The organism is Chryseobacterium arachidis (assembly GCF_900129245.1).
Classification (GTDB): domain Bacteria; phylum Bacteroidota; class Bacteroidia; order Flavobacteriales; family Weeksellaceae; genus Chryseobacterium; species Chryseobacterium arachidis.
This window is the reverse complement of sequence record NZ_FQUT01000003.1, coordinates 400,124-413,062: the sequence shown is the minus strand read 5'-3', so window position 1 is coordinate 413,062 and position 12,939 is coordinate 400,124. Positions and strand designations below refer to the sequence as shown.

Genomic DNA, 12,939 nt, shown 5'->3' with positions numbered 1-12,939 from the left:
AATGTAAATATTGAAACTTTTTTTAATAAAAAGGTTTTGGTATGTAAAAATTCATTATATTTGCACACCGAAAATTTGAAAAACAATAAATAAATAATTTTAAATCATGGCAAAGGAAACGTTTAATCGTAACAAACCACACTTGAACATTGGTACTATTGGTCACGTTGACCATGGTAAAACTACTCTTACAGCTGCTATTTCTGCTGTATTAGCTAGCAAAGGTCTTGCTGAGAAAAAAGACTTCTCTGCAATTGACTCTGCTCCAGAAGAAAAAGAAAGAGGTATCACTATCAATACTGCTCACATCGAATACGAAACTGAAAAAAGACACTATGCTCACGTTGACTGTCCAGGTCACGCCGACTATGTTAAGAACATGGTAACTGGTGCTGCTCAGATGGATGGAGCTATCGTAGTATGTGCTGCAACTGATGGACCAATGCCTCAAACAAGAGAACACATCCTACTTTGCCGTCAGGTAAACGTACCTAGAATTGTTGTTTTCATGAATAAAGTTGACATGGTGGATGATGCTGAGTTATTAGAGCTTGTTGAAATGGAGCTTAGAGACTTATTATCTACTTATGAATTCGACGGAGATAACTCTCCAGTAATCCAAGGTTCTGCTCTTGGTGCACTTACTGCTGCTACAGAAGGTAATTCTGATGACAAGTGGTTTAAAACTGTTGAGCAATTGATGGATGCTGTTGACGAGTGGATCGAAGAGCCAACAAGAGATACAGATAAGCCATTCTTGATGCCAATCGAAGACGTATTCTCTATTACAGGTAGAGGTACTGTAGCAACTGGTAGAATCGAAGCTGGTATCATCAACACTGGTGATCCTGTAGATATCGTAGGTATGGGTGATGAAAAATTAACTTCTACAATTACAGGGGTTGAGATGTTCAGAAAAATCCTAGACAGAGGTGAAGCTGGTGATAACGTAGGTCTATTGTTGAGAGGTATTGAAAAAACTGACATCAAGAGAGGTATGGTAATCGCTAAGAAAGATTCTGTGAAGCCACACAAAAAATTCAAAGCATCTGTATATATCCTTTCTAAAGAAGAAGGTGGACGTCACACTCCATTCCACAACAAATATCGTCCTCAGTTCTACGTAAGAACTACTGACGTTACAGGTGAGATCTTCTTACCAGAAGGTGTAGAAATGGTAATGCCTGGTGATAACTTAGAGATCACTGTAGAATTGTTACAACCAATCGCTCTTAACGAGGGTCTTAGATTCGCGATCAGAGAAGGTGGTAGAACAGTTGGTTCGGGTCAGGTAACTGAAATCTTAGACTAATCATCTTAAAATAAATAAGGCTTCCGAAAGGAAACTCTCGGAAGCTTTTTAATCTACGGGCATCGTCCAATGGTAGGATACCGGTCTCCAAAACCGTTGATCAGGGTTCGAATCCTTGTGCCCGTGCAAATAACAATTATGAGTTCATTTGTCGATTTTTTAAAAGGTTCTTATAACGAATTCAGACATAAAGTTGAATGGCCAAAATGGGCTGATCTGCAGTCTTCTACAATTGTAGTAACGGTTGCAACAGTGATCTTGGCACTATTTACTTTCGGCGTTGACGAATTGTTTTCTAAAGCAATCAGCAACATCATAGGAATGCTAATCAACTTGTTCAATTAATAATAAAAGTATTTTCCCAAAATGAGCGAATTGAAATGGTATGTGCTGAAAGCAATCAGCGGACAGGAAAATAAAGTGAAAAACTATATTGAGACAGAAATCAAACGTTTAGGGTTTGAGCAGTACGTTACTCAAGTGGTTATTCCTATGGAAAAGGTAATTCAGATTAGAAACGGAAAAAAAGTTCCTAAAGAAAGACCTTACTATCCTGGATACTTAATGATTGAAGCTGATTTGATGGGGGAGATTCCTCACGTTATCAAGAACATTCCCGGAGTTATTTCTTTCTTAAGCTTAACAAAAGGAGGAGATCCGGTTCCAATGAGAAAGTCTGAAGTCAACAGAATGCTAGGAAGAATGGATGAGCTTTCAGAATTTGCAAGCGATGTTGAAATTCCTTACGTAGTGGGTGAAAACGTTAAAGTAATTGACGGACCATTCAACGGATTCAACGGGACTGTAGAGAAAATTTTGGAAGATAAAAAGAAAATCGAAGTTTCTGTTTTGATCTTCGGTAGAAAAACTCCAATGGAATTGAGCTACATGCAGGTTGAAAAAGTATAAGATATTATTCTTAAATATATAAAGGTTACTTGAAAAAGTGACCTTTTTTCATTTGTAAAAATCAAGAGTGTGATATTATCTGCGAGAAAAAATAATAGTTTTCTATTGTATTGCGTTTTTTTAGCTGTACTCTTCCTGTACATCATTTTAAAATTATACGGAAAGGCAACATTGTCTGTTCATGAATGGACGATGTCTGACTGGCTGGTAAATTACGAAGATGGGGGTTTTAAACGTAGAGGAATTACTGGAACTGTTTTTTTTACGGTGCAAGATCTATTCGGTATATCGTTGCCTGTTCAAGTTTTTATTGTTCAGGTAATTTTTTATGGTCTGGTTTTCTATGCTTATTTTAAACTATTGCTTACAAAGAAAATAGATTGGAATATTTTGGTATTGCTGTGTTCTCCACTGTGTTTTATGTATTTTCCGATTAATTTATCATATTCAGGGAAAAGGGAAATTATTCTTTTTGCACTTGCAGCTTATTTTGCTTTAGGTAAAATGAGTATTCTTAAGGAAAGAGTTTTTTTAGTCTTATTCTGCGTTGGACTACTGATCCATGAAATGTTTTATTTCTTTCTGCCGTTTTTTATAGCTATACATACTCTTAAAACCGGGAAAAGGAAATACTCCTTCTGGATACTTCTTTTTGTTTTATCAAGTGTCGTAATGGGGATTTTATTTTTCTTCGGAAAAGATATTAACTGTGGTAAGAGTTTAGAAATTCTTGAAAAGAGGGGAGTCGTTTTTGGTAGAAACAACATTTTCCTGTTTAACTTTTCGGATGGTGTAGATCTGATGAAAAAAGAAATGGTTTCTTATCTTTTATTCATTTTAGAGCTTCTTATCGGTGTTTCCATGTTTTTATATTATGTGTATTTATTTTATAGAAACAAATTCTATGGTTTGCTAAAGTTTGTTATTGCAAGTTTTATTTGGGTAGCACCATTATATATTTTAGGGATAGACTGGTATCGTTGGGATCATATATATGCTATGCTTTTATTCATTATTGTAATGATGGTCTTGCCGGATAATGAAAATAGGAACAAGGTTTCATGGAATCGAAACCCTTTCCTAAAAAGGTTTTTTATCTTTAATATTATATTTTTTATCTTCTTTTTTATTCATATACAATATGACGCCAGAGGGCTTTCTCTACAGAAAGTACAGGAATATTATTTTTCTAAATTTTTTCATCATCATTAATGAGTTAATTATTCTGATAGGTTTGCTTAATCTTTACGTAAAAGATGAATGATAAAAATATTTTCAAATCTTTCTAAAAATCAATCATTTCGATTTGCTATTTCAAAAATATTTCATAATTTTGCAGTCCGAAAAGTAGGATTATCTAAGGTGAGAATAGATAACCTGCTGAATAATAAATGCTTCCAAACTCATTAATTATTCAAATTTAAAAAACAAACAATGGCTAAAAAAGTCTTTAAAATGGTAAAGCTTCAGGTGAAAGGTGGCGCTGCTAACCCTTCTCCACCAGTAGGTCCAGCATTGGGTTCTGCGGGTGTGAACATCATGGAGTTTTGTAAGCAATTTAACGGAAGAACTCAAGATAAGCCAGGACAAGTTTTACCTGTAGTAATTACAGTATACGAAGACAAATCTTTTGAATTCGTTATCAAAACTCCTCCTGCAGCAATCCAGTTGATGGATGCGGCTAAAATCAAGGGTGGTTCTGGGGAACCTAATAGAAACAAAGTAGGTGCTGTGTCTTGGGCTCAGGTTCAAAAGATCGCTGAAGACAAGATGACTGACCTTAACTGCTTTACATTAGATTCTGCTGTTTCTATGGTAGCAGGTACTGCTAGATCTATGGGATTAAGAGTAACAGGAACTAAACCAACTTTTAACGCTTAATACTTAAAGAAGAAATGGCAAAATTAACTAAAAAGCAAAAGGAAGCTTTAAGCAAAGTAGAAAAAGGAAGAATCTATAACCTTGAAGAAGGTTCAGCTCTTGTAAAAGAAGTGAACACTGCAAAGTTTGATGCTTCTGTAGATATCGCTGTAAGATTGGGTGTAGATCCAAGAAAAGCAAACCAAATGGTAAGAGGTGTTGTATCTCTTCCTCACGGAACTGGTAAAGATGTTAAAGTTTTGGCTTTAGTAACTCCGGATAAAGAAGCAGAAGCTAAAGAAGCTGGCGCTGACTATGTAGGTCTAGATGAATATTTACAAAAAATCAAAGACGGTTGGACAGATGTAGACGTTATCGTTACTATGCCGGCTGTTATGGGTAAATTAGGACCATTAGGTAGAGTATTAGGACCAAGAGGTCTTATGCCAAACCCTAAATCAGGTACTGTAACAATGGAAATTGGTAAAGCAGTAACTGAGGTAAAAGCGGGTAAAATTGACTTTAAAGTAGACAAATACGGTATTATCCACGCTGGTATTGGTAAAGTATCTTTCGATGCTGCTAAAATCAAGGAGAATGCTCAGGAATTGATCTCTACTTTGATCAAAATGAAGCCAACTGCTGCTAAAGGTACTTATGTGAAGTCTATCTATTTATCTTCTACAATGAGTCCTGGTATTGCAATCGATACTAAATCTGTTAACTAATAATAAATCCTAAGACAATGACAAAAGACCAAAAAGTTGTAGCAATACAAGAGATCAAAGATTTGCTTCAGGATGCAAAAGTAGTTTACGTAGCAGATCTAGAAGGTTTGAACGCTGGTAAAGCTTCTGATTTCAGAAGACAGGCTTTCAAGCAAAATATTAAAGTAAAAGTTGTAAAAAATACACTTTTACAAAAAGCAATGGAGCAAATCGAAGGAGTAGATTACTCTGAGATGTTCCAGTCTTTCAAAGGAAACTCAGCGATCATGATTTCTGAGACGGCTAACGCTCCTGCGAAATTAATCAAAGACTTCAGAAAGAAGGATGAGAAGCCGGCATTAAAGTCTGCTTTCGTTCAGGAAACTTTCTATGTTGGTGACGAAAACTTGGATACTTTAGTAAGCATCAAGTCTAGAGAAGAAATGATCGGTGAAATCATCGGATTGCTTCAGTCTCCAATCCAGAGAGTTGTTTCTGCTCTTCAAAACAAATCTGAAGCTGGAGAAGCTACAACTGAAGAAGTTGCTGCTCCTGCAGTAGAAGAAACTCCTGCTGAGGCTGCTCCAGAAGCTCCTGCTGCAGAAAGCACTGACGAAACGCCAGCTGCTGAATAATTTACACTCAAAAAATAATCAATAATCAACAAAAAAACATTACAACAATGTCAGATTTAAAAAATTTAGCTGAAACGCTAGTAAACCTAACAGTAAAAGACGTAAACGAATTAGCTGCTATCCTTAAGGATGAGTACGGAATTGAGCCAGCTGCTGCTGCTGTAGTAGTTGCTGCAGGTGGTGCAGGTGAAGCTGCTGAAGAAAAGACTGAATTCGACGTAATTCTTAAGTCTGCAGGTGCTTCTAAATTAGCTATCGTTAAATTGGTAAAAGATTTAACTGGTGCTGGTCTTAAAGAAGCTAAAGATATCGTAGACGGTGCTCCTGCTCCATTGAAGCAAGGTATCTCTAAAGACGAAGCTGAAGCTCTTAAGAAGCAATTAGAAGAAGCTGGTGCTGAAGTAGAATTGAAATAATTTTCAATTTTTAAATATAAGAAGCAACTACAGAGATGTAGTTGCTTTTTTTATGCAATGTATAGTAGTTCTCATCATAAATTGATTGTAACCGATTGCATTATTGTACTTTTGCATCCGAAAAATTCATTTCACAATCCCTAACTAATAATCCTCGAAACTTAAACCTTTTAGTTTTCTAATAGGTAAGAATGTTTCATACTTAATTTTAAGCTTTCAATATGTGTATAGGTAGGGATAGAATTATTTTTCAAATCTTAAACAAAAAAACACACTTTAGCTCTATGAAAGAGAAAACATTCGAACTGACTGCAAGAAGTATTGCCCTATTTCTTTTTTGTCTTTTAAGTAAAAATCATTATGCACAAACTGTATTTTTTGATGATTTCGGTGTAAGCCCGGCTCCAAGTGCGGGTAACGATTATGGAAGAAAAAAATCAGATTATGTGCCAATAGGTAATTTTGCCTTTGGAACTTCTAAAGCAAACACCACAAATTTCGAAGCGAGCAATATTGATAACTCATATTATGCAGTTATTGCCCCGGAATTTATCTATTCCGGAGTAATTCCCGGATATTATTTCTGGACGTTGCCTGATCCATCTACAACACCATTTGAAGGAGCAAACAGATATGCTGAAGATCATATATCCGGAGATATTCATGGTGCAGTTTTAGCCATTAATGCACAAACACCCAATACGGCTTTCTATGAAAGGAACTTCAGTTTTATACAAGATTCTTATTATGAAGTATCATTTTGGATGTATGTTGTAAATCCCACTACACAGGTGAAATTAGCCATTAAAGATCCGGTTTCAGGAGTAGAGCTTGGTGGGATTTCTACAGGATCAATAGGATCACAATCCACCAATTGGCAAGAATTTAAGCTGCATTTTAAAACACCGTCTTTAAGCTGCCAGAATACAGTTGCCAAATTATCTTTACAAAATATTTTTCAGGGGGGCGCAGGAAATGATTATTACATCGATGACATTAGTGTTACAAAATTATCTGCACAGCCGGGTATAACTGATTTTACGTTTACCTGCCCTGTCAACGAAGTTATTGTCGATACAGACGGCGATGGTATTACAAATGATATGGATCTGGATTCTGATAATGACGGTATTTTAGATTTAGATGAATGTGCGGATATTGTAGTTGATACAGATTTCAGTTCTACCAATGGCAATACAGTTACTTTCTCAGCTCCAGCAGCAGATTTAGGATTTGTTTTCGATGTTTATACGCTCGATAATTCTTTCAATCTTACAATTAACGGTGTCGACCTTGCAGTAAATGAAATTGAGTTCCAGCCGGATCAGACAGATAATGTAAGATTTAAAGACGGGTCTCGTTACGGAAATGGAGGAGTTCCGCAGATCTATCAGATGACAGGTAATGCAACTAATCCTTTGGTGAGAATAATTATCCATAAAAACGGGAGTGTGGAAATGTATGGAAGTAAGTCTTCAAACGGAAATTCGTATCCATTAGAACTTTATCAGGGAAATCATTTCAATACGGTTAATTGGAGCCATACAGGAAGCAATACTGTTGTGCTGAAACAGCATGTTGTTAATACAACCTATATTACAGGAAACGGAAAAGGGGTGAAACATGGTTTTTGTGATCCTGATGGTGATGGTATTTCTAATGAGCTAGATCTCGATTCTGATAATGACGGATGTCTGGATACCATGGAAGGAAATGAAAATGTTGCAACAAGTATGTTGGTAAATGCAGCAATGGGACTAAGTGTCGGTGCAGGTTCTTCCGCGGCTAATCAAAATCTTTGTGCTACAGCATCGTGTGTGAATGCTGGCGGGGTTCCTAATCAGGTAAATGCAGGAGGGTTGGCAGATACGTCAGGAACTCAGGGGCAGGGAATTGGTGATTCTCAAAATGCTTTAATATCTGCATGCTATTGTTACAAACCGGTAGTTACTACGCCGGCCGGGTCTGTTCTTAACACACCTCAAGGGATCACATCTTTAGGAAGAGCAGGCTCTCAGGCTGATAATTGGCCAACGGTAAGAAAAGGGGCGTGGACAGCCTTAGAATCTAAAACAAAAGGTTTTGTACTGAACAGATTAACAACGGCACAGAGAGATCTGATTCCGGCTGCAAACCTTGTGGAAGGAATGATGATCTACAATACAACATTAGACTGTATCCAGGTGAATACAACAGGGACTCCCGCGGGATGGGCTTGTTTTAATACCCAGACTTGTCCTACAAACTAATGATTAATAATTAAAAAAAATGGAAATGAAAAAGATAACAATCATCATATTTGCAGTTTTTTCAGGCAGTATATTTTCTCAGGTTGCAATAGGAAAGACCTCGGTCTCTTCAGCTTCGGTTTCTTTGGAGTTTGGAACGGCAAACAGGGGGATGATCCTGCCCTGGGTTACATCCGCAGCCAATGTCACCGGAGTTGTAAACGGAACTATGATTTATGATTTAGCAGATAAGAAAGTAAAAGTAAAATATGCTGCTTCGTGGAAGGATCTTTCTATCAATGCTGCCACAGGGACAACAGTAGACCCTGTAACATCTATCGACGGAGTTTTGATACAAAATTCAGAGAATGAAAATACCACTGCTAAGGTAGCTATTGGTGCTCTTACTTCTACACCGGGAATTCTTGTGCTTGAAGATGCCAATAAAGCTATGGTCTTACCCAAAGTAGCAAGCCCTCATCTTAATATCATCAACCCATCACCCGGGATGATGGTATATGATACTACCGATAAACAGCTTGCGGTGTTTAATGGGACTGCATGGACTTTCTGGAAACAATAAAAAATAAAATTTACTGTTGTAAATAATTAACCACTTCAAAATGAAGTGGTTTTTATTTGTAAATATGAATAATTAATTGTAAATTTGCAGTCTCTTTTGGCGCGAATAATTGTTTGTAAATCTATAAAATATTGAAAATGACCTCTTTCATGAGAATGAAAGGGCTTTCTTGTATATAGATATTGCGGCGACTCTGCCTCAAAAGTAATAAAAATATTTTGCATTACGCTGTGAAAAGATATACCAGTGTTGCAGTTAGGATTAAGGTTCTGAAAATCAATAGAAAAAAATAAAGACTATTTCTAATAGCGCCAAACATTATAAGGTTTTTATCTTTTCTTTATTTTCAAACTCTTGTTTCTGATATTTTTTAATGAATCAAAATATTTTTTAACCTTTCTTAAAAGTTTTATGAGTAAAACAACACCTACAATTAGGGGAAATCAGAGAGTAAACTTCTCTTCAGCGAAAGGAAAGATCATCACTCCGGACTTCTTGGATATCCAAATCGAGTCTTTCAGTGAGTTTTTTCAATTAGATACTCTTCCTGAAGACAGAACTGACGAAGGTTTGTACAAAACCTTCCAGGAAAATTTCCCGATTACCGATTCTAGAAACCAGTTCGTATTGGAATTCTTAGATTATTTGGTAGATTCTCCACGTTATTCAATCGATGAGTGTGTGGAAAGAGGATTGACATATTCAGTGCCTCTTAAAGCAAGACTTAAATTGTATTGTACAGACCCTGAGCACGAGGATTTCCAAACGGTAGTTCAGGATGTATATTTAGGGCCGGTTCCTTACATGACGCCAAGTGGATCTTTCATCATCAATGGTGCAGAGAGAGTTATCGTTACGCAGTTACACCGTTCACCTGGTGTATTCTTCGGACAGACTTACCACGCAAACGGAACCAAATTGTATTATTCAAGAATTATCCCTTTCAAAGGATCTTGGATGGAATTTACGACAGATATCAACAGCGTAATGTACGCGTATATCGACCGTAAGAAAAAGTTACCATTAACAACTTTATTAAGAGCGATCGGTTATGAGTCTGATAAGGATATCCTTCAGATCTTCGACCTTGCTGAAGAAGTGAAAGTTTCTAAAGCTGCCCTTAAAAAAGTAGAAGGAAGAACATTGGCTGCGAGAGTATTGAACACTTGGTTCGAGGATTTCGTAGACGAAGATACCGGTGAGGTTGTTTCTATCGAAAGAAACGAAATCATCTTGGATAGAGAAACGATTCTTGAAAAAGAACATTTAGATCTTATCTTGGATGCTGGTGTGAAATCTATCTTGATTCACAAAGAAAACAGCAATGAATTCTCTATCATCCAGAATACATTACAGAAAGACCCTACTAACTCTGAAAAAGAAGCAGTAGAGTACATCTATCGTCAGTTAAGAAACGCAGATCCACCAGATGAGGAAACTGCAAGAGGAATTATTGAAAAATTATTCTTCTCTGAGCAAAGATATTCATTAGGTGAAGTGGGACGTTACAGACTAAACAAAAAATTAGGTCTTAACATTCCTACAGATACTGAGGTTCTTACAAAAGAAGATATCATCGCGATCGTAAGACACTTGATCGAGTTGGTAAACTCTAAAGCTGAGGTTGATGATATCGACCACTTATCAAACAGAAGAATTAAAACTGTGGGTGAGCAATTGGCTGGGCAGTTCGGTGTAGGTCTTTCGAGAATTGCAAGAACGATCAAGGAAAGAATGAACGTTAGAGATAACGAAATCTTTACTCCGCTTGACCTTGTTAATGCTAAAACTTTAACATCAGTAATCAACTCATTCTTTGGTACCAACCAGCTTTCTCAGTTTATGGACCAAACCAACCCACTATCAGAAATCACGCACAAGCGTAGACTTTCTGCACTAGGACCTGGAGGTTTATCAAGAGAAAGAGCAGGTTTCGAGGTTCGAGACGTTCACCATACGCACTACGGAAGAATTTGTCCGATTGAAACTCCGGAAGGACCAAACATCGGTTTGATTTCATCTTTAGGTATTTATGCTAAAATCAACAGACTAGGTTTCATCGAAACTCCGTACAGAAAAGTAGAAGATGGTAAGATTGATCTTGCTGCGGATCCTATCTACTTAAATGCTGAGGACGAAGAAGACAAAGTAATTGCTCAGGCAAACGTTGAATTGAGTGATAATGGTGATTTCTTAACAGACAGAATTATTGCAAGATTGGATGGTGACTACCCGGTAGTTGAGCCAGCTCAGGTGAACCTAATCGACGTTGCACCAAACCAGATCTCTGGTATTTCAGCTTCATTGATTCCTTTCTTGGAGCATGATGATGCGAACCGTGCATTGATGGGATCTAACATGATGCGTCAGGCAGTTCCTCTATTGAAGCCACAAGCTCCAATCGTAGGTACAGGGCTTGAGCAGCAGGTTGCAAGAGATTCTAGAATTTTGATCAATGCTGAAGGTACTGGTACTGTAGAGTATGTAGATGCTGACAAAATTGTTATTAAATATGAAAGAAGTGAAGACGAAGATTTAGTACAATTCGAGTCTGCTACTAAAACATATAACCTTACTAAGTTTAGAAAAACTAACCAGAGTACAACTATTACCCTAAGACCAAACGTAAGAGTAGGTGATGTAGTGGAAAAAGGACAGGTACTTTGCGACGGTTATGCTACTGAAAAAGGAGAATTGGCTCTTGGTAGAAACTTAGTAGTTGCGTTCATGCCTTGGAAAGGATATAACTTCGAGGATGCGATCGTAATCAACGAAAAAGTGGTTCGTGAAGACTGGTTTACTTCAATCCACGTGGATGAATATTCTCTTGAAGTTCGTGATACCAAATTAGGTATGGAAGAGCTTACAGCAGATATTCCAAACGTTTCTGAAGAAGCTACTAAAGATCTTGACGAAAACGGTATGATCAGAATCGGTGCTGAAGTGAAGCCTGGAGATATCATGATCGGTAAGATCACTCCAAAAGGTGAATCTGACCCGACTCCTGAAGAAAAACTTTTGAGAGCAATCTTCGGTGACAAAGCTGGTGATGTAAAGGATGCTTCATTGAAAGCAGACTCTTCATTAAGAGGTGTTGTGATCAACAAAAAATTGTTCTCAAGAAACATTAAAGATAAAAAGAAGAGAACTGAAGAAAAACTTAAACTTGAAGAAATTGAAAACACTTACAAGGCTAAGTTTGATGATTTGAGAAATACTTTAATTGAAAAATTAAATACACTGGTAAGCGGTAAAACTTCTCAAGGGGTGAAAAATGACCTAGACGAAGAAATTATCGGTAAAGGTGTGAAGTTCACTCACAAATTATTGACTTCAGTTGAAGATTACGTAAACGTTAGCGGTTCAGACTGGACTGTTGATAACGATAAAAACGAATTAATCAAACAATTAATTCACAACTACAAAATCAAGTTCAACGATATTCAAGGAGTTAAAAACCGTGAGAAATTCGCAATTTCAATCGGAGATGAGCTTCCAGCAGGGATCATGAAGTTGGCTAAAGTGTACATCGCTAAAAAACGTAAGCTGAATGTAGGGGATAAAATGGCGGGTCGTCACGGTAACAAAGGTATCGTTTCGAGAATCGTTCGTGAAGAAGATATGCCATTCCTGGAAGACGGAACACCAGTAGATATCGTATTGAATCCACTTGGGGTACCATCTCGTATGAACATCGGTCAGATTTATGAAACAGTTCTTGGATGGGCTGGTCAGAAATTAGGATTGAAGTTCGCTACACCAATCTTCGATGGAGCAAGCTTGGATCAAATCACTGAGTACACTGAGAAAGCAGGTCTTCCTAAATTCGGTCACACTCACCTTTATGATGGTGGTACCGGAGAAAGATTTACTCAGGCTGCGACAGTAGGTATCATCTACATGTTGAAACTAGGACACATGGTTGATGATAAGATGCACGCACGTTCTATCGGTCCTTACTCATTGATTACTCAGCAGCCGTTAGGAGGTAAAGCTCAGTTCGGAGGTCAGAGATTCGGAGAGATGGAGGTTTGGGCTCTTGAAGCATTCGGAGCATCGAATATCCTTAGAGAGATCCTTACTGTGAAGTCGGATGACGTGATTGGTAGAGCAAAAACTTACGAAGCAATTGCAAAAGGTGAATCTATGCCAGAACCTGGTATTCCTGAATCATTCAATGTATTACTTCACGAGTTACAAGGTCTTGGATTAGACGTAAGATTGGAGGAGTAAATTAAGATTTAATTATTTAAAAATTAAAGTATTAATTAACTCCGAGATGATAAGAG

General features: G+C 37.3%; 11 protein-coding genes and 1 tRNA gene. All 12 read left to right on the top strand.

Translation table 11 applies throughout. The features are described 5' to 3' along the window. Window positions 1-106 precede the first annotated feature (106 nt). The 12 genes from tuf to rpoB all read left to right on the top strand — a co-directional run bounded on the left by tuf (window position 107) and on the right by rpoB (window position 12,883). Entirely contained in the window at window positions 107-1,312 is a 1,206-nt protein-coding gene (gene tuf / locus BUA89_RS08100; RefSeq protein ID WP_072955499.1) for an elongation factor Tu, read from the top strand. Between the two features lie 55 nt (window positions 1,313-1,367). Next, window positions 1,368-1,438: transfer RNA gene (locus BUA89_RS08095), tRNA-Trp, on the top strand. 12 nt (window positions 1,439-1,450) lie between these two features. Further along, on the top strand, window positions 1,451-1,657 hold the full coding sequence (secE, locus tag BUA89_RS08090) for a preprotein translocase subunit SecE (RefSeq protein WP_072955496.1): 207 nt from the start codon (window positions 1,451-1,453) through the stop codon (window positions 1,655-1,657). Window positions 1,658-1,678: 21 nt separating this feature from the next. Next, window positions 1,679-2,221 carry a transcription termination/antitermination protein NusG gene (gene nusG, locus BUA89_RS08085; RefSeq protein WP_002976412.1) on the top strand — a complete coding sequence of 181 codons (543 nt, stop codon included), beginning with the start codon at window positions 1,679-1,681 and terminating at the stop codon, window positions 2,219-2,221. Window positions 2,222-2,290: 69 nt separating this feature from the next. Continuing rightward, window positions 2,291-3,433: a hypothetical protein gene (locus BUA89_RS08080; RefSeq protein ID WP_143152289.1), complete on the top strand. Its 1,143-nt coding sequence runs from the start codon at window positions 2,291-2,293 to the stop codon at window positions 3,431-3,433. A 222-nt stretch (window positions 3,434-3,655) separates the two neighbouring features. Continuing rightward, the gene (gene rplK, locus BUA89_RS08075; RefSeq protein ID WP_072955489.1) at window positions 3,656-4,102 is read left to right on the top strand and encodes a 50S ribosomal protein L11; all 447 of its coding nucleotides are present in this window, start codon (window positions 3,656-3,658) and stop codon (window positions 4,100-4,102) included. Window positions 4,103-4,116: 14 nt separating this feature from the next. After that, window positions 4,117-4,809 carry a 50S ribosomal protein L1 gene (rplA, locus tag BUA89_RS08070; RefSeq protein ID WP_027380917.1) on the top strand — a complete coding sequence of 231 codons (693 nt, stop codon included), beginning with the start codon at window positions 4,117-4,119 and terminating at the stop codon, window positions 4,807-4,809. A gap of 17 nt (window positions 4,810-4,826) precedes the next feature. After that, window positions 4,827-5,423 carry a 50S ribosomal protein L10 gene (gene rplJ / locus BUA89_RS08065; protein ID WP_039369556.1) on the top strand — a complete coding sequence of 199 codons (597 nt, stop codon included), beginning with the start codon at window positions 4,827-4,829 and terminating at the stop codon, window positions 5,421-5,423. A gap of 47 nt (window positions 5,424-5,470) precedes the next feature. Beyond that, a complete protein-coding gene (gene rplL / locus BUA89_RS08060) occupies window positions 5,471-5,839 on the top strand; it encodes a 50S ribosomal protein L7/L12 (protein WP_072955486.1) in 369 nt (122 codons plus the stop codon). Between the two features lie 284 nt (window positions 5,840-6,123). Next, a complete protein-coding gene (locus tag BUA89_RS08055) occupies window positions 6,124-8,088 on the top strand; it encodes a hypothetical protein (RefSeq protein ID WP_072955483.1) in 1,965 nt (654 codons plus the stop codon). A 25-nt stretch (window positions 8,089-8,113) separates the two neighbouring features. Then, on the top strand, window positions 8,114-8,650 hold the full coding sequence (locus BUA89_RS08050; RefSeq protein WP_072955797.1) for a hypothetical protein: 537 nt from the start codon (window positions 8,114-8,116) through the stop codon (window positions 8,648-8,650). Between the two features lie 411 nt (window positions 8,651-9,061). Continuing rightward, window positions 9,062-12,883 (top strand): DNA-directed RNA polymerase subunit beta, encoded by a 3,822-nt coding sequence (gene rpoB / locus BUA89_RS08045; RefSeq protein ID WP_072955481.1) that lies wholly within the window; start codon window positions 9,062-9,064, stop codon window positions 12,881-12,883. Window positions 12,884-12,939: the final 56 nt, after the last annotated feature.

What these genes read in the sequence shown, in the direction of transcription:
- BUA89_RS08055 (WP_072955483.1), top strand. Translation starts at nt 6,124, where the DNA reads ATGAAAGAGAAAACATTCGAACTGACTGCAAGAAGTATTGCCCTATTT.
- rplA (WP_027380917.1), top strand. Translation starts at nt 4,117, where the DNA reads ATGGCAAAATTAACTAAAAAGCAAAAGGAAGCTTTAAGCAAAGTAGAA.
- rplJ (WP_039369556.1), top strand. Translation starts at nt 4,827, where the DNA reads ATGACAAAAGACCAAAAAGTTGTAGCAATACAAGAGATCAAAGATTTG.
- secE (WP_072955496.1), top strand. Translation starts at nt 1,451, where the DNA reads ATGAGTTCATTTGTCGATTTTTTAAAAGGTTCTTATAACGAATTCAGA.
- BUA89_RS08050 (WP_072955797.1), top strand. Translation starts at nt 8,114, where the DNA reads ATGAAAAAGATAACAATCATCATATTTGCAGTTTTTTCAGGCAGTATA.
- rpoB (WP_072955481.1), top strand. Translation starts at nt 9,062, where the DNA reads ATGAGTAAAACAACACCTACAATTAGGGGAAATCAGAGAGTAAACTTC.
- rplL (WP_072955486.1), top strand. Translation starts at nt 5,471, where the DNA reads ATGTCAGATTTAAAAAATTTAGCTGAAACGCTAGTAAACCTAACAGTA.
- tuf (WP_072955499.1), top strand. Translation starts at nt 107, where the DNA reads ATGGCAAAGGAAACGTTTAATCGTAACAAACCACACTTGAACATTGGT.
- nusG (WP_002976412.1), top strand. Translation starts at nt 1,679, where the DNA reads ATGAGCGAATTGAAATGGTATGTGCTGAAAGCAATCAGCGGACAGGAA.
- rplK (WP_072955489.1), top strand. Translation starts at nt 3,656, where the DNA reads ATGGCTAAAAAAGTCTTTAAAATGGTAAAGCTTCAGGTGAAAGGTGGC.